Annotated in this window: 21 protein-coding genes; 11 read left to right on the top strand and 10 right to left on the bottom strand. The window is 65.5% G+C overall.

Annotated elements, in window-relative coordinates; genetic code table 11:
* Positions 1–480: 480 nt before the first annotated feature.
* Positions 481–759 (top strand): hypothetical protein, encoded by a 279-nt coding sequence (locus JWN03_RS15885; protein ID WP_297615158.1) that lies wholly within the window; start codon positions 481–483, stop codon positions 757–759.
* 327 nt (positions 760–1,086) lie between these two features.
* Here JWN03_RS15885 and JWN03_RS15880 read toward each other — a convergent pair whose 3' ends face one another.
* From JWN03_RS15880 to JWN03_RS15850, 7 genes are all read right to left on the bottom strand, one after another.
* Positions 1,087–1,680, bottom strand: a complete 594-nt coding sequence (locus JWN03_RS15880) for a GTP-binding protein (RefSeq protein ID WP_297615156.1) — start codon at positions 1,678–1,680, stop codon at positions 1,087–1,089.
* Positions 1,664–2,092 carry a DUF742 domain-containing protein gene (locus tag JWN03_RS15875; protein ID WP_297615154.1) on the bottom strand — a complete coding sequence of 143 codons (429 nt, stop codon included), beginning with the start codon at positions 2,090–2,092 and terminating at the stop codon, positions 1,664–1,666. Before JWN03_RS15875 ends, JWN03_RS15880 begins: the two co-directional genes overlap by 17 nt.
* Positions 2,089–2,517 carry a roadblock/LC7 domain-containing protein gene (locus tag JWN03_RS15870; protein ID WP_297615152.1) on the bottom strand — a complete coding sequence of 143 codons (429 nt, stop codon included), beginning with the start codon at positions 2,515–2,517 and terminating at the stop codon, positions 2,089–2,091. The genes JWN03_RS15875 and JWN03_RS15870 overlap by 4 nt, the downstream gene beginning before the upstream one ends.
* Positions 2,518–2,528: 11 nt before the next feature.
* Positions 2,529–5,063 carry a sensor histidine kinase gene (locus JWN03_RS15865; RefSeq protein WP_297615150.1) on the bottom strand — a complete coding sequence of 845 codons (2,535 nt, stop codon included), beginning with the start codon at positions 5,061–5,063 and terminating at the stop codon, positions 2,529–2,531.
* Positions 5,064–5,291: 228 nt separating this feature from the next.
* Entirely contained in the window at positions 5,292–6,167 is an 876-nt protein-coding gene (locus JWN03_RS15860) for an ABC transporter ATP-binding protein (RefSeq protein ID WP_297615168.1), read from the bottom strand.
* A gap of 104 nt (positions 6,168–6,271) precedes the next feature.
* Positions 6,272–7,087 carry an ABC transporter permease gene (locus JWN03_RS15855; RefSeq protein ID WP_366914435.1) on the bottom strand — a complete coding sequence of 272 codons (816 nt, stop codon included), beginning with the start codon at positions 7,085–7,087 and terminating at the stop codon, positions 6,272–6,274.
* A complete protein-coding gene (locus JWN03_RS15850) occupies positions 7,080–7,808 on the bottom strand; it encodes an ABC transporter permease (protein ID WP_297615148.1) in 729 nt (242 codons plus the stop codon). Before JWN03_RS15850 ends, JWN03_RS15855 begins: the two co-directional genes overlap by 8 nt.
* Before the next feature lie 164 nt (positions 7,809–7,972).
* Between JWN03_RS15850 and JWN03_RS15845 the strand changes: the two genes are divergently transcribed.
* The 3 genes from JWN03_RS15845 to JWN03_RS15835 all read left to right on the top strand — a co-directional run bounded on the left by JWN03_RS15845 (position 7,973) and on the right by JWN03_RS15835 (position 10,872).
* Positions 7,973–8,743, top strand: coding sequence for a COG4705 family protein (locus JWN03_RS15845; protein ID WP_297615146.1), 771 nt, complete (start codon positions 7,973–7,975; stop codon positions 8,741–8,743).
* A 180-nt stretch (positions 8,744–8,923) separates the two neighbouring features.
* Positions 8,924–10,186, top strand: a complete 1,263-nt coding sequence (gene ectB / locus JWN03_RS15840) for a diaminobutyrate--2-oxoglutarate transaminase (RefSeq protein ID WP_297615144.1) — start codon at positions 8,924–8,926, stop codon at positions 10,184–10,186.
* Between the two features lie 239 nt (positions 10,187–10,425).
* Positions 10,426–10,872: a VOC family protein gene (locus tag JWN03_RS15835; protein WP_297615142.1), complete on the top strand. Its 447-nt coding sequence runs from the start codon at positions 10,426–10,428 to the stop codon at positions 10,870–10,872.
* On the opposite strand, the gene JWN03_RS15830 is transcribed toward JWN03_RS15835, so the two are convergent.
* Both JWN03_RS15830 and JWN03_RS15825 read right to left on the bottom strand, forming a co-directional pair.
* The gene (locus tag JWN03_RS15830; protein ID WP_297615140.1) at positions 10,854–11,132 is read right to left on the bottom strand and encodes a hypothetical protein; all 279 of its coding nucleotides are present in this window, start codon (positions 11,130–11,132) and stop codon (positions 10,854–10,856) included. The genes JWN03_RS15835 and JWN03_RS15830 overlap by 19 nt on opposite strands.
* Before the next feature lie 32 nt (positions 11,133–11,164).
* Positions 11,165–11,818, bottom strand: a complete 654-nt coding sequence (locus JWN03_RS15825) for a TetR family transcriptional regulator (protein ID WP_297615138.1) — start codon at positions 11,816–11,818, stop codon at positions 11,165–11,167.
* 88 nt (positions 11,819–11,906) lie between these two features.
* Here JWN03_RS15825 and JWN03_RS15820 point away from each other — a divergent pair, with 88 nt between their 5' ends.
* Positions 11,907–13,094 carry an FAD-dependent oxidoreductase gene (locus JWN03_RS15820; protein ID WP_297615136.1) on the top strand — a complete coding sequence of 396 codons (1,188 nt, stop codon included), beginning with the start codon at positions 11,907–11,909 and terminating at the stop codon, positions 13,092–13,094.
* A gap of 143 nt (positions 13,095–13,237) precedes the next feature.
* On the top strand, positions 13,238–13,753 hold the full coding sequence (locus JWN03_RS15815; protein ID WP_297615164.1) for an HAD domain-containing protein: 516 nt from the start codon (positions 13,238–13,240) through the stop codon (positions 13,751–13,753).
* A gap of 52 nt (positions 13,754–13,805) precedes the next feature.
* On the opposite strand, the gene JWN03_RS15810 is transcribed toward JWN03_RS15815, so the two are convergent.
* Complete coding sequence (locus tag JWN03_RS15810) at positions 13,806–15,857, bottom strand: serine/threonine-protein kinase (RefSeq protein ID WP_297615135.1); 2,052 nt, start codon at positions 15,855–15,857, stop codon at positions 13,806–13,808.
* Between the two features lie 173 nt (positions 15,858–16,030).
* On the opposite strand from JWN03_RS15810, the gene JWN03_RS15805 reads away from it, so the two are divergent.
* The 5 genes from JWN03_RS15805 to JWN03_RS15785 all read left to right on the top strand — a co-directional run bounded on the left by JWN03_RS15805 (position 16,031) and on the right by JWN03_RS15785 (position 21,477).
* Positions 16,031–16,855, top strand: coding sequence for an ABC transporter permease (locus JWN03_RS15805; RefSeq protein ID WP_297615133.1), 825 nt, complete (start codon positions 16,031–16,033; stop codon positions 16,853–16,855).
* Positions 16,828–17,559, top strand: coding sequence for an ABC transporter ATP-binding protein (locus JWN03_RS15800; protein ID WP_297615131.1), 732 nt, complete (start codon positions 16,828–16,830; stop codon positions 17,557–17,559). Before JWN03_RS15805 ends, JWN03_RS15800 begins: the two co-directional genes overlap by 28 nt.
* Positions 17,556–18,569 (top strand): ABC transporter substrate-binding protein, encoded by a 1,014-nt coding sequence (locus JWN03_RS15795; protein WP_297615129.1) that lies wholly within the window; start codon positions 17,556–17,558, stop codon positions 18,567–18,569. The genes JWN03_RS15800 and JWN03_RS15795 overlap by 4 nt, the downstream gene beginning before the upstream one ends.
* Before the next feature lie 10 nt (positions 18,570–18,579).
* Entirely contained in the window at positions 18,580–19,725 is a 1,146-nt protein-coding gene (locus JWN03_RS15790; protein ID WP_297615127.1) for an LLM class flavin-dependent oxidoreductase, read from the top strand.
* 66 nt (positions 19,726–19,791) lie between these two features.
* Positions 19,792–21,477 (top strand): bifunctional metallophosphatase/5'-nucleotidase, encoded by a 1,686-nt coding sequence (locus JWN03_RS15785; RefSeq protein ID WP_297615125.1) that lies wholly within the window; start codon positions 19,792–19,794, stop codon positions 21,475–21,477.

Below are 21,477 nucleotides of genomic sequence, written 5' to 3'. Positions count from 1 at the left end.
TGGATGCGCCAGGGCCGAGGGGGTTTCGGGGAGGGGCTCCCCTCGGCTCCGGCGCAGACCCACACTCCGGGACGCACAGCCCACCACGAACGGCACGGTGAAGAAACCGGGAAATTCGCGACGATGCGATGGGGAGACTGTCCGGACAATGCGGGACATACTCAGGAAAGCGCGATAGTCGAAGGGGCGCAACCATTCGGCGCGTTCTCAGGGAAGCTGCCGGATAATCGTTATACAGCATTACGGCACGGTCACACGGGTGCTGCGTTTGGTGGCGGATCGACACCTCCGCGAGAGTTCGCGGGGGACAGGCTGGTCGGTCGCTTCCAGGCGGACGCCGCCCGACAGCTCTCCGGGCCCGTTACTGAAGCTTATGAATAGCTACCGGCGCGGCGTGCCGGGAGCCCTGCGCGTCGCGGTCGATTAGCCTGGGTATTTGTGCCCGCATACGCATCCTCTCCCGAGCTGCGCTTCGGTTTCATGTTCGCGCTGGAAGACCCGGAGCGAATCGCCGAAGTCGTGCGGACCCTCATTGTTCGCCGGCGGGTGTCGGTGTTCCGGCTGGCGCACCTTTCCGGCGATGACGGTCCCCCTCAGCGCTATGTCGTCAACTGGGCTGCGGTGCCGCAGATTTCGGTCACGACTGCCGCCCCGACTCCCGAAGAGCTTCGTTCCAGCGGAACGATGCTGGTCAACGCCTTCCTGGCAGAAGACGGTGAAGTGAGCTTGTACGCCGCGGATGGCCATGAGCCTCTTTAGTGTGACGGTCATTACACACTAACTTAGCAACCTCTCAGCTATCGACCAGGACGCTGTAAGGCTGGCCCTGCACTGTGGGTCACGTCGCCGACCGGAAATACCGATCGACGGCATACCTACAGAGAGGTTGAATAATGATCCCGGTCATCATCGATACTGGTAGTGCAGCTCTCAACGGCCTGTTCAGCACCGGCAGCGCAGCACTCGGCGGTATTCTCAACACCCTCTTCACCGGCTCCTTCGGCCGCTAAATCTCATCGCGCGAATGGATTTCGCGTGAGAAACCCCGGGTGCTCCGGCACCCGGGGTCGCTTTTTGTCTCGATGGTCAGCGGCTGAGGGCGGGGGAGCGGCGGGCCCGCAGAATCTGCTCCAGCAGCGCCACCAGCAGGTCCTTCACCGATTCCCGGTCGCGCGCATCACAATCCAGGAGTATGACCGCCGGATCGATATCCAGCGCTTCGCGCACCTCGTCCAGGTCGAAGTTCGGCGCCGCGTCGAAACGGTTCACCCCCACCACGAATGGTGTGCGGCGCTGTTCGAAATATTCGAGCACGGGGTAGCAGTCCTCGACCCGATCGGTATCGACCAGGATGATGCCGCCCAGTGCGCCGTCCAGCAGGTCGTCCCACAGGAATTCGAACCGCTCCTGGCCCGGGGTGCCGAAAAGATAGAGCACCAGGTTCGGGTCCAGGGTGATGCGGCCGAAGTCCAGCGCCACCGTGGTGGTGGTCTTACCGGTATTGCGCCCCGGAGTGTCCACGCCCTGCGAGACCTCGGTCATGGCCGCTTCGGTTGCCAGCGGCTCGATTTCGGAGATGGCGCCGATGAGAGTGGTCTTGCCGACGCCGAAACCGCCGCTGATCACGATTTTCACCGAGGACGCGAGCGGCGCGGCCGGAACTTCAGAGTGCCCGAACAAGGTCCCGGATCCTTTCGATCGCGGAGATGGACAATTCATCGGCCTGGTTCACCGTGACATGGCCGGCGGCGACCAGATCGCTGACCAGTACCCGGGCCACGCCGATCGGTATGCGCAGTGCCGCACCGATTTCGGCAATGGAGTGCGGGCGCTGACACAGCCGGACCACCCGCTCCAGTTCGAAGTGCAGGGGTGCGGAGAGTGCGGCGGGGGAGGCGCGAACGAGGGTTTCGATCCGAAGTCCGTCGACCAGCGGCGTGGTGCGCCCGGCAGTCATCATGAAGGGCCGCACCACCTGGGAGTCGGCTTCGTCTTCGGCCGTGACAGTGGTGGGGGGCGTGGCTCCGGACCAGCTTTCGGGCCGGTTGACGGCGATCATTCGCGGATCCGGTAGCCGGTGCGAATCATTCATCGGCCCAACGACTCCCGTAGTTCGGTGATGAGCGCGGGGGTGAGCAGCGCGCCGGCGCGCTCGGCCAGCACGGCCATCTGATATCCGACCAGGCCCACATCGGCATTGTTATCGGCGATCACGCCGACACAGCTGCCATTGGTCATGGCGGAGACGAGCAGGAAGCCGCGCCCCATCTCGATCATGATGAGCCGCAGTCCGTCGAAAGCATAACTGCGGGAAGCGCTTCGGCCGAGGCTGGTCAGTCCGGACACGATCGCCGCCAGCCGGTCGCCGCCGGCCCGGTCCAGCCCCGCGGACATGGCCATCAGCAACCCGTCGGAGGAGACCGCGACGGCATCGCGCACGCCGTCGGTGGTGCGCACGAAATCGGCGAGCAGCCAATTGAAGGTGTGCGGATCGGTGTCGGTGTAGTGAGTCGTCACCTGAGGTTCTCCTAGGGATTAGAGCCGGGCCGGGGTGGGGCGCCGTGTTCACCACGCTGATGTCCGGCCCGGAAGCCGGACAACATGCTACGCACCTGTTCCGGTGAGCGGTCGGCGTGCGGAGCGGTCACCGGGGCGGTCGGGGCGGAGTGGGCGCCACCCGGCGTGGCGCCCGAATTCTCCCGAGTCTTCTTGCTGCGCTTGACGAGACCGTTTCGTGTGCGTTGCACCTCTGGGACAGATCCCATAACACCCGCCTCCGATTCCGCCGCGGTCGGCTCCAGTGGCTGCTGTCGCACCGCGAAATCGGTGGACTCGCGCAGCGGTATGAGCCGAATCGTATTGCTCTCCACGGGAGTGCCGTTGGAGTATCCGTGTCCCGGACCGCTTGCCGAGAAGGCGATGTGCGAGGCGATTCCGGACTCGGTTGTCCGGCCGAATTCCACTGTGCTGAAGGCGATTTCGTCATCGGGAACCGGGGCCTGCGGCACTGCAGGGAGCGGCCGGTGCCGGCCGGTGGTCGGCTCGACCATGGCAGCCGCGCCGGACATCGGAAGTTGTACCGTCGCGGCGTGTTTGGCCTCCGCGACGGGGAGTTCCGGGAGTACGGGCTGCGGCTGGTCGCCGAGCAGCGCTTCGGGCAGGAACAGCCGGGCCACCACGCCGCTGACCGGGGAGACGGTGAGTTCCACCTCGATGCCCAGGCGCTGTGCCAGCCGGCCCACCACGAAGTGCCCGAGGAACCGGGTGGGGGCGACCAGGAAGTCGGCCTCACCGCGCAGCCGGGCATTGGCAATGGCCAGCTGATCCGGCGGCATGCCCACGCCGTGATCGACAATGGCGATGAGATAGCGCGGCCCGAGTCGCCGGCCGTAGATCTCGATCTCGAGATCCGGTGGGGAGAAGGCCAATCCGTTCTCGATGAGTTCGGCGAGCATATGCGCGAGCTCGCTCACCGCGGCGCCGGCGATGGCGGCATCGTCCACCCGGCGCAGTACCACCCGCCGGTAGTCGTCGACCTCGGACAGGCCGGCGCGAATCACATCGCTGAGCGGAATGGACTGCGTCCACCGCCGCGGGCTGGACTCGCCGACGAGCACCAGCAGGCTCTCGGCATTGCGTCGCATGCGTGTGGCGAGGTGATCGAGCTCGAAGAGATTGGACAGTGCGCCCGGGTCCAGCTCTTCCCGCTCGAATTCGCTGATCAGCCCGAGTTGACGCCGCACCAGGTTCTGATTGCGCCGGGCCAGGTTGGCCAGCGATTCGGTGGTATTGCGCCGCAATCGTGCCTGGGCCGAGGCGAGTTCGAAGGCGGTGGCCTGTACCCGATCCAGTGCGGTTGCCACCGAGACGATTTCGGTGCCCGCACGTTCGTCGGCGCGCACCGGCTCCGGCGGTTCCGGGTCGGTGGTCGAGTTGTCGGCCCAGGCGGCGATCAGCTGCGGCAGGCGCTGGGTGGCGACCGCATCGGCCTCGTCGGCCAGTTGTGCGAGCGGTCGCACAATGGCGCGCACGGTGGCTACGACCAGTGAGATCATCGCGGTGATCGCCACCAGTGCGGCCAGCGCGTAAGCGGTGAGCACCAGCGTCGCCTCGCGCCGCAGTTCCGCTGCGCGAGCATGGATATCGCTGCCGACCGAGCGTTGCACCACGCGCTGGGCATCGATGACGGAGGTCATCTGCCGCCACCAGTCCGGCGCACTGATCGGTTCGAGCAGCGGTCCGCGCTCCGAGCCGATAGCGACCGATTCGGCCCCGGCGGCCTGCACCGCATCATCGGAACGCATGACGGCGTCCAGCTGCGACTGTTGTCCCGGAGTGGCATCGCGCTGGAAAGCCGATATGGCGGCCAGCTTTCCGGCGCGAATATTCAGGAACTGCACGTACTCACCGGACCCGAACTCACCCGCGGTGAAGACGCCATTGAGGAATCCGCGCTCCTGGGCGGTGAACTCTTTGACGTCGCCGAGCGCGTATAGCGTCTGCAGGCCCCGCCACAGGGCGGAGTCCTGCGCGTTCGCGAGCCCGGGTCGCGCCTGGTTCAGGGCGAGAATCGCATTGGTGTAGAAGGTGAACGACGTCTGCCGGTCAATGTGCCGGGCATCCACACCGGCCCGATTGGCGCTCACACCCGAGAATTGCGCGAGGGCGGAGTGCACCTGATCGGAGCCGGGCGCGCCCTTGTCCAGCACGTGATTCAGCGCCTGCAGTGCCGTATCCACGGCGTTGCGCTCCATATTGACGGCATTGCGGGCCGACCCGTCGCCGCCGAGCAAACCATTGGTAAGCCCGCGTTCGCGCTGCACCTCGTGCACCAGATCCTGCACTCCCAGTGCGAGATCCACGGCGTTCGTGGTGGCGCCGGTATCACGGTAGCGCCCGATCTCACCAGCGATGATGACGGTGAGCAGGGCCAGCACCAGCGTCACGGAGACGATCAGAATCCGTCGCAGGCGCGCTCGAATGGTGCGCGGCCGGGCGAATTCGAGTGCCGGCGTGAGGCTTACGCTACCGCGCGGCAACAGACGTGCGGGACGCAAATTCACACTCACTCCTGAGATTCGGCCACCGTGCCGACCCATACGGAGCACACGGACAATAAAGAGCAACGTCGCACAGACCGGCAGGCCCCGCAATTCGAAACCGAGACGATGTGGTGCGCGGAACTCCACCGGGTTTGCGCTATTGCAAATGTCCTCACAATCAGTGAGAAGCAGATGTGATCTTCGCGTCCAATGGACGACAAAGGGATGAACAACGGTGGTGCATCCCAATTACGAGAACGGGTGTGCCGCAGCCTCGTAGATGCGGCGCACCACATCCTCGATATCGGGCTCCTCGATGGAGAGATCGCGTACCTCGGCGCGCGCCGATACCGCTGCCAGTAACTGGGCGGCGGTGGTGAGTTCGGTATCGAAGGCGAGGCGCTGGCGCACGCCGCCGCCTTCGCTGTCGAGGAGCTTCGCGCCCGGCAGGTCGGTGAGGTCCGGTGCGGGCTCGGCCAGATCGACGGTCAGCACCCGGTGCGCGCCGACCGTGGCCGCGAGTCCGGTGAGGGACCCGTCGTACACCAGCTTGCCGGTATCGACCACCAGTACGCGTTCGCAGAGTCGCTCGATATCGCCCATATCGTGGGTGGTGAGCAGCAGGGTGGTGCCGCGGGTGGTGCGCTCCAGCCGCAGGAATTCGCGTAATCGCTGCTTGGACAACACATCCAGACCGATGGTCGGCTCGTCCAGGATCACCAGTTCGGGTGAGTGCAGCAGTGCCGCAGCGACTTCCGCGCGCATGCGCTGACCCAGGGACAGCTGTCGCACCGGGGTGTCGAGGGTATTGCCCATCTCCAATTGCTCGACCAGCTCCCGGGTGCGCCGCCGCGCCGCCGCCGGTTCCAGCCGATGGATCGCCGCCAGGATCGAAAACGATTCGCGCAGTGGCAGATCCCACCACAGCTGCGACCGCTGCCCGAAGACCACCCCGATGCGCCCGGCCAGCTCGCGCCGCTGCCGCACCGGATCGAGTCCGCAGGTGCGCAGCCGGCCGGCGGTCGGCACCAGAATGCCGGTGATCATTTTGATGGTGGTGGATTTGCCCGCGCCGTTCGCACCGATGTACCCGACCGCGGTGCCGGGTTCGATCCGGAAGCTCATATCGTCCACCGCCGTCACCACTGCGCGCCGCCGACGCCAGCGCCCCTCTTTGCGGCGCAGTACGAAAGTTCTTGTCAGCCCGGCAATATCGATGATCGGATCGCTCACCCGCCGCCTCCTTGATAGTGCCTGGTGCCCAATCGCCACGAATACAGCGCCGCCAGCCACACCCACAGCGCCGCCAGCGGTGATACCCACGCCAGCCAGGCGGGCAGCAGTGCGGGCCCCGGCAGATTCAGCAGTGCGATGGCGGGCAGGTACGAGGTGAAGGCGACCGGAATGAGAAATCCGAAGATCAGCTTCATCGGTGTCGGAAACACCGAAGCGGGTTGCATGGAGGCGTAGGAGCCGCCGTAGGTGAAGGCATTGGTGAGCTCCGATCCGTCGATGAGGAAGAACTGCACCCCGGCTGCCGCGATGAAGAGTCCGGCGAAAATGGCGATGCCCGAGATCAGCGTGAGTGCGAAGAGCGTCAGATGGGTTCCGGTCCAATCGATCTCATTGCGGGCCAGGCCGAATCCGAGCACGGTGGCGGCCACTCCGATGCGCGCCACCCGGCGCAACGCGATATCGCTCGTCATGAGTTGCAGGAGCAGCGGTTGCGGTCGCAGATAGAAGGCGTCCAGCTTGCCCATCCGGATATACGTGGGCAGCGTATCGGCGTGTCCGACGAGCATGTCGGCAATGCTGAAGGAGGTATTGCTCATTCCGAACACCAGCAGCATGGCATTGAGATCCAGCCCGCCCAGCTGCGGCACATTGCGGAAGATCACCCACATTTCCGCGAACTCCACCACGCCGATCAGGAAGGCGCTGAACACATCCGTCGCGAAGGACAGCGGATACGCCCGCTGCGCGCGCAATCGGGAGGCCAGTACCGCGCGATAGGGCGCCATCCGGGAGGGCAGGGTCTCAACCACCCTGCACCTCCAGCTTGCGGCGTCCCGCCCGCAGCAGCAGCTGGCCCAGTGCTAGCAGGACGGCCAGCCAGAAACATTGCACCGTCACCAGTCCCGCCGCCGCAAGCCCCGCGGTGCGCCCGGAGATCACATCGACCGGCCACTGCAGCATGGCGGGGAACGGGGTGGCGTACGCGATGGTTTGCAACCACCCAGGGAACAGGTGCACCGGTGCGAACAGGCCGGCCAGGAAGGTTCCGCAGATCATGTGCAGCGCCCGCAGTCCGCGCGTCTCCACCAGCCAGAATCCGGACAGGCACACCGCGAACATGGACAGGAACGACAGCGCGATGGCCAGTGCCAGACTGATCACCCCCAGCACATAGGGTCCGGCCGTATTCGGCAGCGTCAGTCCGAAGGTGAGCGCGCCGATCAGCACGCTGGGCACACTGCGCGGCAGCAGCGTGCAGGTCGCCCGGCCGAGATATTCGGCGAGATGGGCGAATTGGACATCGATGGGCCGCAGGAAGTCGATGGCCACATCGCCGGTGCGAATCCGCTCCACAATGTCGGGCAGCGTCCAGAAGGCGATGGCCCCGAGCAGCCCCTGCGACAGCCAGGTGTACGCGCCGATGGTCCCGCGATCGTACCCGCCGAACCCAGTGTTGGCATGTACCGCCGCCATCAACACCGATGAGCGCACAAACCCGAAAACGACATTGGTGATCAGGCCCGCAACCATGGCGAGCCGATAATGTGACTGTCTGCGAAATCCGGCCCTGACGAGTTGCCAGTAGACCCCCGCGTCGGCACGCACAAGAGTTTGACCCTACGTGCGAACCGGGGTGCGCGGCAAGGAAACTGCTTCACAGCGGTTTCTCAGCGGGCCTCTGCCACAGTGCGCTTGTGACAAAGCCTGCGACAGTAGCAGTTTCGCCCGCGCGCCCGCTGCTTGCCAAAGTCCCTCAGATCACCGCCCTGTTCTGGGTGGTCAAAGTCCTTTCCACCGGAATGGGGGAGACCTTCTCCGATTTCCTGGTGGGCGGTTCCCAGCCCGAGATAGCCGTGCTCGGTGCCGGTTTGCTGCTCATCGTGAGTCTGATCGCCCAGTTCCGGAGTCCGCGGTACGTGGCGTGGATCTACTGGTTCGCCGTGGTGATGGTGAGCATCTTCGGCACAATGGTCGCGGATATCGTCGATTTCGTCATCGGGATTCCGCTGGCGGTATCGACGGCCGGGTTCGCCGTGGTGCTTGCCGGGGTGTTCGCGCTCTGGTATCGCACCGAGGGGACGCTGTCCGTGCACAGCATCACCACACGCCGCCGGGAAGCGTTCTACTGGACGACGGTCATGGTGACTTTCGCCCTGGGCACGGTGGCCGGCGATTTGACCGCCACCACACTGCATCTCGGCTACCTGCCGTCGATCCTGATATTCGCAATTGCTATTGCCGTGCCTGCCATGGCGTATCGCTGGGCAGGGCTGAGCGCGATCGCGGCCTTCTGGGCTTCGTATGTGGTTACCCGCCCTCTGGGGGCCTCCGCTACCGACTGGCTGGCCTCACATCGAGCCGACGGGCTCGGGCTCGGCACCGGCTGGGTCAGCCTCGCTGTGACGATTCCGATGGTCGCGGGCATCGCGGTTCTGGCGCTACGGTCCGAAAAGATCGCTGCCTGAAGGGTGTAGTCCGGTCGGTTCGCTGCGGGTTATGCTTCCCGCGTTGCGGCCGAGACGCGCATCACGTCGTCTCATCTGACGGGAGTCTTTCGCCCGATTCGCCGAAAACGTTCCGCTATCGCATCGGTCAATGGTAGAAACATCTGCGTTTCACTTTGCTCCGACGCTAGGACCCCACCGATGACCATGGCCGAGACGACCGTTTTCGAGGCGCTCGAATCCAATGTGCGCGGTTACTGTCGGTCCTGGCCGACGGTGTTCGACACCGCGCGCGGGGCCTGGCTCACCGACGAGAACGGCAAGGACTACCTCGACTTCTTCGCCGGCGCGGGGTCGCTGAACTACGGGCACAACAACCCCGTGCTCAAGCAGGCCCTCATCGACTACCTGGTCGGCGACGGCATCACGCACGGCCTGGATATGTCCACCGTCGCCAAACGCCGTCTGCTGGAGACCATCCGCGATGTGCTGCTGATCCCGCGCGGCCTGGACTACAAGGTGCAGTTCCCCGGCCCCACCGGAGCGAACGCCGTCGAGGCCGCACTCAAACTGGCGCGCAAGGTGACCGGCCGCACCACCATCCTGAACTTCACCAATGCGTTCCACGGCATGACGCTGGGCGCGCTGTCGGTCACCGGCAATGCCGCCAAGCGGGCCGGTGCGGGTGTACCGCTGGTACATGCCACCCCCATGCCCTACGACGGCTATCTCGCAGGCATGGACGAGCTTTCGTGGATGCGCCGGGTGCTGGACGACAGCTCCTCGGGCGTGGACAAGCCCGCCGCGGTGATCGTCGAAACCGTGCAGGGTGAGGGCGGCGTGAACGTCGCTCGCCCGGAATGGCTGCGCTCGCTCGCCGAAATGTGCGCCGCGCGAGGCATTCTCCTCATCGTCGACGATGTGCAGATGGGCTGCGGCCGCACCGGACCGTTCTTCTCCTTCGAGTCCGCCGGCATCACCCCCGATATTGTGACGCTGTCGAAATCCATTGGCGGCTACGGCCTTCCGATGGCCCTGGTGCTCATGAAGCCGCATCTGGACCAGTGGGCCCCCGGCGAGCACAATGGCACCTTCCGCGGCAACAATGCCGCCTTCATCACCGCCGAACTCGCCCTGCGCCACTACTGGTCCGACGATCGGATGGAGCTGGCCACCCTCGCCAAGGGTGAGCGCATCCGCCGGCACCTGACCCTCCTCGCCGAGGATTTCCAGGGCCTGTCAACGCGCGGTCGCGGCCTGGTCCAGGGTTTGGTCTTCGACGACGCCTCCCAGGCCGCCAAGGTCTGCCGCACCGCCTTCGAGCTCGGGCTGCTGGTCGAAACCTCCGGCTCCACAGACGAAGTCGTGAAACTGCTGCCCCCGCTGACCGTCACCGAAGCCGAAATCTCGCACGGGCTAGACATTCTCACCCGTGCCGTCGAAATCGTCCGCGGCGGTCACTGACCCCCAGATCTGTGCTCCCTGCGGAGCACGCAAGATGTCGACACCGCCCACACCGGTGCCGGCAAAGTGCCGGGCTCCCAGCTGCGGAGGGAGCCCGGCACAACCTATCGTGAGTTCTCCAGGCGGCAGGGATGTGCAAGGTAGCCGTCCGCGCAGCAGCCGCCGCCGTTGCGATCGACGATGTCGGCGCAGCTGAAAGGCGTTGCTGTCGGAGGGTGCCGATACATTGATCGTCGAAGTTGATCATCACCATCGAGCATGGCTCGGTATCAGAAGGAGTTCCCGTGGACGCCCCTACCGGCTTCGCCAATGTCGTCTACCCAGCAGCGGATTTGGATGCGAGCGTTGCGGCTTTCACGGCGATGCTCGGTGCCGCGCCCGTCTTTCGCACCGCGGACTATGCGATGTATGCCATCGGTATCGCGCTGTCGTCCAAACCGTGGGTGCGCCATCCGCTTCCATTCTGGACAGTAGGCGACATCACGGCGACGCATGCCTCGATGGTGGCTCTCGGTGCCACGGCGCTGGGCGAAATCGCCGACGGGTCGCTCGCCGAGATCGGTACGGCGCCTGTCGTCAATGGCGATCAGGCGACCGGCATCGTCGATATGCCCGGAAACCGTCTGGCAGTGCTCAAAGCCGTCGACGGGAACCTCATTGCCATCAATCAGCCGGTTGGCTGGTAACTGGGTTCCAGTCTGTTCGGCCTGCCACCGGGCTTCGCCGACAATGCCGGGATACCTGGAACCTTCCACTCGTCGGCATGTACATGCGCTGCCAGCCCGGCGATGAACTGAGATGATCTCGAGCCGTTGATCTTCGGGCCGCCCGCGCTGGTTTCCGGCCGCCCGATACCGGCCTCCATGGCCTTGACCACCCGATCCCACGGCAACTCGGCCTTACCGTAGATGTTCAAATCCTGCGCCGGAATAGGATCTGCGAGCACCATGCCTCCTATGTCGCGGGGCCAGGGCTGGGCTATGGCGCGGGCGGACCCACCTCGGGCTTGCCGGAGGCCGGCCCGAGCCCGAGATGCACTGCCAGCGCGGCAATCTGGTCGGCGAACCGTTCGAGGAACTCGGGCGAACGCGGATCGACACCGCAGACGCCCTCCACGATCTGAGGCAGCGTGGTCGGTGCCATCGCCATGGCCATCAGCATGATTACCAGGCATGCGGGGTCGAGATCGGCCGACAGGTGACCGGACTCCTGTAGTGCCTTCAGCTTGTCGATAGTCTCGGCGAACAGGCCGGTGCCGGTGGGGGATTCGGGCGCGGTGTATTCGAGCCCATTCCAGGCCAGCAGGCGAACCCCATCCGGATTGTGCAACGCCTCCAGCGCGTAACGGCGTAGCTGCTCGGGCAGCGGTACATCCGGCGGTACCAGTTCGCCCTGGCGCTGCGCCCACTGCTTCGTGATGGCCTGGTACAGGCCTTCTTTGCCGTCGAAGTAGTAGGAGATCAACTGCACGTTCACCCCGGCGCGGGCGGCAATCGCGCCGATGCGGGCGCCGGCGTATCCGTGCGCACCGAACTCGACCCGCGCGGCGTCGGCGATCAATGCGCGGGTGCGATCGGGATCGCGCTGCCGCTCCTGTGGCGTTGGTGACCTGCGAGCTTTCGATCCTGCCATGGAGCGATTATATAACCATTCAGCAGAAGTATGTGTCTACATGACCGTATCAAATAAACGTTTGACAGTCGGCGGTACTGAGCACATCATGGAAACAGGTACCGGCGTGTGGCCGGTGAAGAATCAGGAGGAGATCGAAATGTCCAAGGACACAAGGATTCTCATTGCCGGGGGCGGGGTCGGCGGGCTGGCTCTCGCCCAGGCCCTGCACCACGCCGGGGTCGACGTCACCGTCTTCGAGCAGGACCCCACACCCCGAACGCGCAACCAGGGCTACCGCATACACATCGACCCGAACGGCAATGCGGCGCTGGCGGAATGCGTGACGCCGGAGGTGCTGGACGTGCTGCGCCGCACCAGCGGCCGCAACGGCGACCTGGTGACCACCTTCACCACCGGCCTGCAGCGAGTGTTCGCCCAGGACTTTGCCGGCATCCCTGACTCCCAGCTCACCGCGGTCGACCGCAATGCCTTCCGTCAGGGGCTGCTCACCGGACTCGGCGAGGCCGTCCGCTTCGGGCGCACGGTATCCAACTACCAGCTCACCGACTCGGGCCGGGTCCGCGTCGAGTTCACCGAGGGCGGTAGTGACGAGGGGGATCTGCTGGTCGGCGCGGACGGTGTCGGTTCGGTCATTCGTCGTCAACTGTTGCCCGATGCCGTAGTCAACGATTTCGGCCTGCGGTGTATCTACGGCCGACTGCCCTTGACGGGCGTCCTGTCGCCTGAGGAATTCGAGCGCGGCCTGTGCTGGGTGTCCGGCGGCAGCACCTGCGGCGTGGGGTTCGGGACCGTCCGCTTCCGCACTCCCACCGCGGAACGGACCGACTATTTGATGGTCACTCTGATCGCCACCCCGCAGCGACTCGGCGTTGCCGACGAGACACTGTTTCACATGTCGTCGGAGCAGTTGTGGAAACTGTCCGCGGACGTCGTCGCGGATTGGCATCCCGCGATCCGCGATATCTATGCCCGTTCCGACATCGACTCGTTCTTCCCGATCACTTTCCCGATCAGCGATCCGGTTCCGGCATGGGAGCCGGGTCCGATCACCCTGCTCGGTGACTCGGTCCACGCCATGCCGCCCACCGCCGGCGCGGGTGCGAACACCGCATTGGCCGATGCCGCCACCCTCGCCCGCGAAATTCTTTCCGCCACAAGAGGTGACCAGTCGCTTGCCGACGCTGTCGCCGCCTATCAAGCAATCATGCTGCCGCGTGGTTTCGATGCCGTCGACAAGTCCCGGCAGATGGCGGCCCAGATGTTCGCCGATTAGCCGCAACCCAGTCGGCCCGAGCCGGAGATCGGCGGCGGCAGAACCCAACCGCGCGGCGTCTCGACGAGCTTGCCCAGGTGAGCGCGTGACCGCCCGAGAGAGCCTTTGTCCGGTATAGATCCGCGGGCTACTCTGCGAACGTGATGAAGGTCCTGGACCGTCCGCTGTTGTTCCTGGATATTGATGGACCGCTGATTCCGTTCGGCGAATCACCAGGTGGTGAGTTCCCTTTGCAACTTTCTCCTGACAGTGCAGGTCAGGGGAACCCGCTTGTGGATCGAATCGATCCTGGCCTCGGACCGTTGCTGTCGGCCCTTTCGTGCGAGCTGGTGTGGGCCACAACCTGGATGCACGAGGCCAATCGGTTGATCAGCCCGCGGCTGGGCTTGGCTGCGCTCGCAGTTGTGGAGTGGTCCGATGAATCCGGCGATCGGGTTGACGAATGGTTCGGGTTGCATTGGAAGACTCGGGCATTGGTCGAATGGGCCGCGGGGCGACCGTTCATCTGGATCGACGACGAGATCAGTGACCGGGATCGGGAATGGGTGTCGGCCAACTTTGGAAGCCGAGCTCTCTTGTACCAGGTGGATCCGCGGAGCGGACTGCGACACAGTGACTTCGCCACGCTCATCGACTGGTTGGATGCCACCGACTCGTAGCTGCGTTCAGCTGGAGGTACTCCTCCGGGAGGTCGAGATTCGCGGTCTCGGGTCATGAGGCGAATTCCTGTTGGAACCAGGTGAATAGGGCTGCTTGAGTTTTGGGGCCGTTTTCCGGGCTGTCGGCGGGCAGGGCGCAGATGTCGACCATCAGGTGTAGGTCGTCGTGTACGCCTAGGAGGCAGAGCACGGCTGGGTCGGAGGTGGGGTCGGTGAAACAGAAGTAGCGGCCTACTACTGTGCCGTTGGCTTTGCGCCACACGTCGTCGGATCCGCCACCGCCGCCGCAGGATCGGCCGGGGAATTGTCCGAGATCGGCCTGGTACAGCACATCCGAGGTATGCCGGTCGGGGAGGCCGATAAAGCTGACGGCGGGATCGCCGAGCTTGGTGGAGCAGTCGACGATCGAATTCGCCAGGCTGCCGGGCGGATCGCTGTGCCGGCAGTTGACGGCCCGATAACCGTCGCCGGTGTGTGCGAGCACATCACGATCGGCAGGAGTGAACTGGTCGGGATCCTGGCCGTGGTCCGGCGTACGGAACTGTCCGCCATTTTGTTTCGCGCGATAGTCCCGAAACGGCGTGTCCGCCGGGGTATCCCAGATGTAGATCGCCATTGCCATGACGGTGTCATTGGTCAGGATCAGCGTGGGTTTCGGCGCATTCGGCGTCTCGGCCCTATTGGCGAAGCAGGTTTTCCGGCCCACTTCCTTGCCGTCGATCATGGAGGGGGCGTCGACGCCGGTCGGATCACCGGGGCACGAGGCGCCGTGCAGGCTGCCCAGCACAATGGTCTTGTAGTAGTCGTGCAGCGCGTCGACGGTCTGGAAGCGCCAGAAGCGTGCTGCCGGAGCGGCAGCCGAGGGATTCGCATCGCAGTAGAAGACTGCGGTCGAGTTGGCGTCCGGGGCCTCGTGCCGGCAATTGTGGCGCTTGTACGCTGCCCCGTCGAGCAGTGAAAGCAATGCCACATCGGGTGCCTGCAGGGCGGTGTGGTCGGCGACTGCTACACCCTTCCGTTCGCCGGATAGTGCCGCCCAGCCCGCGAAACCCAGTGCGGCGGCTACTAATACGAGCACACCCGCCACCGCCGCGAAACGCCGTGTCCGCCCGCCGCGCTTCGGGGAGCCGCCGGTCCGGTTTGTCGGCTCGTCCGATCCCGTGGGCTCAACGGGTCCGGTCGGTGTGCCCGATGCCGCCGGTTCGGATATCTGGGTTACCGGCTCCGCCGCAGTACCTGTCGGGGCCGTGATCGCCGCGGAACCGGTGGGCTCGAGTGCGCTGCGGGCGGCGGTGGCCAACTCACCCGCAGTGCGATAACGCTCCGCGGGATTCTTCGCCAAACCGCGAGCAACCACCGGATTGAAGGTGGCCGGAACGGTGGAACGCACCCGGCTCGGCTGCGGAATCGGATCGAACAGGTGCGCGCGCATGATCTGCGCGTCCGTATCACCGGTGAACGGCCTGCTTCCGGTGAGGCATTCGAAGAGCACGCAGGCCAGGGCGTACACATCCGTCGTGGGTGTCAGGTCACGGGAGCCGAAGCGCTCGGGCGCCATGTAGTAGAACGAGCCGACTGCCGAGCCGTCCCTGGTCAGGGAGGGATCGGTGACGGATTGGGCGATGCCGAAGTCCACCAGATAGGCGAATCCGTCATGGGTGAGCAGGATATTGTCCGGTTTGATATCGCGGTGCAGCAGGCCGTCGGCGTGCGCCGCGTCCAGGGCGGCGGCAATCTGCTCGACGAGCGCCACCGAGCGTTCCGGTGAGCTCGGCCCGGCGCTGCGCAGCAGGGCGCGCAGGCTGTCGCCGTCGACCAGGCGCATATCGATGAAGAGGTGGCCGTCGATCTCGCCGTAATCGTGAATCGGAATGACATGTGCCTCGCGCAGCCGGGCCGCCGCATGCGACTCCCGCTGAAAACGCTGCCGGTACACCGGATCCTGAGCCAGGCGTTCGGGAAGCACCTTGATGGCCACCGTCCGGTCCTTGACCGTGTCGTAGGCCTGATAGACCTCACCCATACCGCCGCGCCCGATCAACTTGTCCAGGCGATACGGCCCGAACAGGGATCCGACGGTGATCGGCTGATGCGGACTGCTCATGACGCCCCCGGCTGTTCGTCGCGGCTCCATTGTGGCAGTCGCGGGATCGAGTCGATCAAGAATCACACGGATTTCAACGGGTGACGACCGGTGCGCGACCCGGCAGGCTCGAACGAGGCGGTCGAGGGCTCGGCCGCCGTCGGTCCCCGTCCCCAACGCCCGAGGTGTTTGCCGTGTCTTCAGTTGCCGTGCAGGCCAGGCCTATTCCGGCCCGCCTGCGCTTTACACGCCTGCCGCGTGTGCCTATTGCCTGGGCGCGGCTGATCAGTCCACTGCTGCTGGTCGCGTTCTGGCAGCTCGCCAGTTCGACCGGTGTGCTGTCCGAACGCCTGCTGGCCTCACCGCTCACCGTGGTCCACACGACCGGTGATCTCATCTCCGACGGCACGCTCACCACGGCACTCACCGTGTCATTGCAGCGAGCTGCGGTCGGGTTCGTCATCGGCGCGGTCATCGGCGTCGCGCTGGCACTGGTGGCCGGGTTGAGCCGGGTGGGGGAGAACCTGGTGGACCCCATTCTCCAAATGCTGCGGACGCTGCCGTTCTACGGCCTGATTCCGCTGTTCATCCTGTGGTTCGGCATCGGGGAGCTGCCGAAGATTGTGCTGGTCGCCTTCGGTGTGGCGATTCCGCTGTACCTCAATACCTTTGCCGGTATCCGCGGTGTGGACAGCAAGCTCGCCGAACTGGCGCAGGTGCAGCAGCTCGGCCGAATCGGGCTCATCCGGCACATCGTGCTGCCGGGCGCGCTGCCGCAGGCGCTGGTCGGATTGCGGCAGTCCCTGGGTGTGGCCTGGCTGGCGCTGATCGTCGCCGAACAGGTGAATGCCGATGCGGGACTGGGCTACATGATCAACAATGCCCGCGAATTCCTGCGCACCGATGTGATCGTGGTGGGCCTGCTCGTCTACAGCGTGCTGGGTCTGGTCACCGATTCGGCGGTCCGGCTGATCGAGCGGAGGGCACTGTCATGGCGACGCAGCTTCCTGGGAACGTAACCAGCTCTGCCCGAGTTCGCGGGCTGGTCAAGGATTTCGGTGACCGCCGAGTCCTGCACGGTCTCGACCTGGAGATCCAGCGGGGCGAATTCGTGGCGCTGCTCGGGCGCAGCGGGTCCGGAAAGTCCACGCTGCTGAGGGCATTGGCGGGATTGGACCGGGAGACCGACGGCGAGCTCACCGTCCCCGGTGAGGTGGCCGTCGCCTTCCAGGAGCCGCGACTGGTGCCGTGGAAACGGGTGGCCGCCAACATCACTCTCGGTCTGCGACACCAGGATCCGAAGGCCGCCGCGCGGGCCGCGCTCGCCGAGGTCGGTCTCAGCGGTCGCGCCGACGCCTGGCCGCTGACGCTCTCCGGCGGCGAGGCGCAGCGGGCTTCGCTGGCGCGCGCCCTGGTGCGCGAGCCGGATCTGCTGCTCTTGGACGAACCCTTCAGTGCACTGGATGCCCTGACCCGCATCACGATTCACAATCTGGTGCTCGAGCTGTGGGCCCGCCATCGGCCGGGCGTACTGCTGGTCACCCACGATGTGGACGAGGCGCTGCTGCTCGCGGACCGCGCCCTGGTGCTGGCCGACGGGCGCATCGCCCGCGAGCTGCGCATCGACCTACCGCGCCCGCGCCGCCGCGACCATCCCGATTTCCTCGCACTGCGCACAAGCTTGCTCGCCGAACTGGGCGTGTCTCCGGAAGGAACTGCATGATCACTGGAAGGAACACCGTCGCCCGACGTCTGTTCGTCGCCTTCGCGGTCACGGCTGCCCTCGTCACCGCCGCCTGCGGGTCCAGCGACAGCAACAACAAGGGTGTGAACGCGGACGGTTCGGTGGATCTGTCGCAGGTCACGCTGCGTATCGGTGATCAGAAGGGGCAGGCGTTGCAAGCCCTGCTCGAGGTGTCCGGACAGGGGAAGGACCTGCCCTACAAGCTCGATTGGTCCACCTTCACCGCAGGGCCGCCGATTCTGGAGGCCATCAATGCCGGGTCCGTGGACCTGGGCGGCGTGGGCAATGCGCCGCCGGTCTTCGCGGCGGCCGCCAAATCGCAGATCAAGATTGTCGCGGCCTATTCGACCGGGGTGCAGGGGCAGGCCATCGTCGTGCCCAAGGATTCCACGCTGAAGGATCCGAAGGATCTGCGCGGCAAGAAGATCGCCGTCACTCAGGGCAGCTCGGGGCATCAGCACCTGCTTGCGGTGCTGGCAAAGAATGGCATGACCTTCGCCGATATTCAGCCGCAGTATCTGCAGCCCGCCGATGCGCTCGCCGCGCTGTCCACCGGCCGGGTGGATGCGTGGGCGGTATGGGATCCGTATGTGGCCCAGGCCGAGAAGGCCGGCGATCGGGTGCTGGTGAACGGTGAGGGATACCTTCGAGGCGATGCCTTCTTCGTCGCGGGCACCAAGGCACTGGCGAACAAGGCAAGTTCGGCGGCGCTGCGGGATCTGCTGACCCGCATCCAGCGAGCGCAGGCCTGGATCGTGGCGAATCCCGAAGCGTGGGCCAAGCAGTCCGCCGATATCACCGGCGTGCCCTACGACGTCACCCTGGTCGCCGTGAAACGTGCCCTCTACCAGCACCATCCGCTGGACGCCCCGACCATTGCCGAGGAGCAGTCGGTGGCCGACGCCTTCACCGATGCCAAACTCATTCCGGGCAAGGTGAATATCACCGACTTCGTGGACACCCGCTTCAACGACCGCTTCAACTCGTGAGGATTCTTCGATGAGCCTGTCCTTCCACTGGTTCCTGCCCACCTCGGGTGACTCCCGCGGCCTCGTGGTCGGCGGGCACGGCACGCCGATGTCGGGTGACCGCCCGGCCTCCCTGCACTACCTCAATCAGATTGCGGCAGCGGCCGAAACGAACGGTTTCGAGGGTGTGCTCACCCCGACCGGCTCGTGGTGCGAGGACGCCTGGCTGACCACCGCCATGCTGGCGGGCACCACCGACACACTGAAGTTCCTGGTCGCCCTGCGCCCCGGGCTCATGAGCCCCACCCTCGCCGCACAGATGGCGGGCACCTTCCAGCGGCATTCGGACGGGCGGCTGCTCATCAATGTGGTGACCGGTGGTGAACCGGCCGATCAGCGGGCATACGGCGACTTCGCCGACAAGGAGACGCGCTACGCCCGCACCGGCGAATTCCTGCACGTGGTCAAGTCGCTGTGGGAATCGCAGGAGCCGTTCTCGTTCACGGGCGAGCACTATCGGGTCGAGAACGCGCTGCTGAGCAATCGGCCGAATCCGGTGCCGCCGGTGTTCTTCGGCGGTTCCTCCGCGCCGGCCGGTCCGGTCGCGGCGCGCTACGCCGACACCTACCTCACCTGGGGTGAGCCGGTGCTCGCCGTGAGCCGCAAGCTGGAGTGGATTCGCGGCCTGGCCGTGGATCACGGCCGAAAGCTGGACTACGGCCTGCGGATTCACGTGATCTCCCGCGACACCTCGGAAGAGGCATGGGGGGTCGCCGACAAGCTGATTGCCGGCATCGACCCCGCCGATATCGCGCGCGTGCAGGCCAGTCTTGCCAGTAGCGAATCCGAGGGCCAGCGGCGCATGGTGGAACTGCACGGCGGCAGCCTGGATCGGCTGGAGATCGCGCCGAATCTGTGGGCGGGCGTGGGCCTGGTCCGCGGCGGCGCGGGCACCGCGCTGGTCGGCTCGCACGAAGAGGTCGCCGAGCGGCTGGTGGAGTACTCGAAGGTCGGCATCAACCACTTCGTGCTCTCCGGCTACCCGCATCTGGAGGAGGCGTACTGGTTCGGCGAGGGCGTACTGCCGATCCTGGAGCGAAAGGGTCTGTGGCAGCACCCGAATCGCCGCCCGTATATCCCCGCCGTCACCCCGTTCGCCGGTGCCTCCAGCAGCTAGCGGCAAGTCTGGGAATTCACCGGGTCGTCGCGCGGAAGCCAACGAGGTCTGTCAGAGTCGAGCTCTATGACTGGTCGACGGATCCTGGGGATGTGCGCGGCGCTGTTGAGTGTGGGGCTGGTGGCCGGCTGCGGCTCCGGCGACAATGCCGCGCCGGGCGCCAAGCCCGGTGCGGTACCGCTGATTTCGACCGATGACCTGCCTACGGCCCAACCGGGTGAGGTCCATCTGTTCGCTATCAACGACCTGCACGGGAATCTGCAGCCGCCGAGCGGAAGCAATGGCAAGATCGGCGATTACCAGGCCGGTGGCGCTGCCTATCTCGCCGCGCACCTGGCCCGGCTCGAGGCCGCATATCCGGCGGACGCGATCCTGTCCTCCGGTGACAATGTGGGCGCCAGCCCGCTCATCTCCGCGCTGTTCCACGATGAGCCGACCATCGACTTCATGAATACCGTCGGCGTGGCCGCCTCGTCGGTGGGCAATCACGAATTCGACCACGGCGTACAGGAATTGCGGCGGTTGCAGCAGGGCGGATGCGCCGCCGACGGCTGCTCGCCGGGAGATCCGTTCTCCGGGGCCAAGTTTCCGTATCTGGCCGCCAATGTCACCGACGGCAACGGTCAGCTGCCGCCGGGGCTGAAGGCATGGACCATGCTCGATATCGGCGGGCACAAGATCGGTGTGGTCGGCACGGTCACGCCCGATACCGCGCACATCGTGATGCCCGAGGGGATTCGGGGCTACACCTTCGGCGACGAACCGGACGCGATCAATAAGTATGTGCCGGAAATTAAGGCCGCAGGTGCGGAGACCGTAATCGCACTGCTGCACGACGGCGGCGCACAGCACAGCGAGGACGGCGCGCAGATCGACTACAACGGTTGTGCCGGAATCGATCCCGGTGTCACGGATCTGGCGAAGCGCACCGATTCGGCCGTCAAGGTCATGCTCACCGCGCACAGTCATCAGGCCTACAACTGCACCATCAACGGCAAGGTCGTCACGCAGGCGTCGTCCTTCGGCCGCCTCATCACCGATGTCACGCTGCGCTTCCACGACGGGACGGTTGATGCGAAGGCGGTGAACCGGGTCGTCACCCGCGACATCACGCCGGATCCGGCCGCCGCCAAGCTGCTCGATTTCTTTGCCGCACAGGTGAAGTCGCGTGCCGACCGCGTCATCGGCAGCGCCACCGCACCGCTGCCCAGCGCCCCGGACCCGGCCGGGGATTCCCCGCTCGGTGATGTCATCGCCGACTCCATGCTGGCGGCCATGGCGCCGCAGCAGGTGGTGGCCGCTTTCATGAATCCCGGTGGGGTACGGGCGGGTTTGACCGGCGGCGCGATCACCTACGAGCAGGCGTACACCGTGCAGCCGTTCGGGAATCAGGTTGTCGCCGTCGCGCTGACCGGGCAGCAGATCCTGAGTCTGCTGGAACAGCAGTGGGACAATGTGAGTAAGCCCGGCGTGCTGTCGGTGGCGGGCATTACCTACGCCTACTCCGATACCGCGCCCAAGGGCCGCAAGGTGATTGCCGACAGCGTTCATATCGGCGGGCAGCCGCTGAATCCGGTTGCCCTTTACCGAGTCTCGACCAACAACTTCCTGGCTTCGGGCGGTGACGGGTTCTCGGTCTTCACCCAGAGCCGCGACACCCTGGTCGGTCCCATCGATCTGGATGCGATGGAGTCGTATCTGCAGAGCAAGGGAACCGTCGAGCCGCCACCGGCCCGCATCGAGAAGCGCTGA

The sequence above is a fragment of the Nocardia sp. genome (assembly GCF_025465275.1).
Classification (GTDB): Bacteria; Actinomycetota; Actinomycetes; order Mycobacteriales; family Mycobacteriaceae; genus Nocardia.
Note: the sequence above shows the minus strand (reverse complement) of the source record. Positions and strands in the feature narration are given on the sequence as shown.

Bases quoted from the DNA above. Each gene is read 5' to 3' on its own strand.
- JWN03_RS15885 (WP_297615158.1), top strand. From the start codon at position 481: ATGTTCGCGCTGGAAGACCCGGAGCGAATCGCCGAAGTCGTGCGGACC.
- JWN03_RS15875 (WP_297615154.1), bottom strand. From the start codon at position 2,092: ATGAATGATTCGCACCGGCTACCGGATCCGCGAATGATCGCCGTCAAC.
- JWN03_RS15860 (WP_297615168.1), bottom strand. From the start codon at position 6,167: ATGAGCTTCCGGATCGAACCCGGCACCGCGGTCGGGTACATCGGTGCG.
- JWN03_RS15850 (WP_297615148.1), bottom strand. From the start codon at position 7,808: ATGGTTGCGGGCCTGATCACCAATGTCGTTTTCGGGTTTGTGCGCTCA.
- ectB (WP_297615144.1), top strand. From the start codon at position 8,924: ATGACCATGGCCGAGACGACCGTTTTCGAGGCGCTCGAATCCAATGTG.
- JWN03_RS15825 (WP_297615138.1), bottom strand. From the start codon at position 11,818: ATGGCAGGATCGAAAGCTCGCAGGTCACCAACGCCACAGGAGCGGCAG.
- JWN03_RS15820 (WP_297615136.1), top strand. From the start codon at position 11,907: ATGGAAACAGGTACCGGCGTGTGGCCGGTGAAGAATCAGGAGGAGATC.
- JWN03_RS15815 (WP_297615164.1), top strand. From the start codon at position 13,238: ATGAAGGTCCTGGACCGTCCGCTGTTGTTCCTGGATATTGATGGACCG.
- JWN03_RS15810 (WP_297615135.1), bottom strand. From the start codon at position 15,857: ATGAGCAGTCCGCATCAGCCGATCACCGTCGGATCCCTGTTCGGGCCG.
- JWN03_RS15800 (WP_297615131.1), top strand. From the start codon at position 16,828: ATGGCGACGCAGCTTCCTGGGAACGTAACCAGCTCTGCCCGAGTTCGC.
- JWN03_RS15795 (WP_297615129.1), top strand. From the start codon at position 17,556: ATGATCACTGGAAGGAACACCGTCGCCCGACGTCTGTTCGTCGCCTTC.
- JWN03_RS15790 (WP_297615127.1), top strand. From the start codon at position 18,580: ATGAGCCTGTCCTTCCACTGGTTCCTGCCCACCTCGGGTGACTCCCGC.
- JWN03_RS15785 (WP_297615125.1), top strand. From the start codon at position 19,792: ATGACTGGTCGACGGATCCTGGGGATGTGCGCGGCGCTGTTGAGTGTG.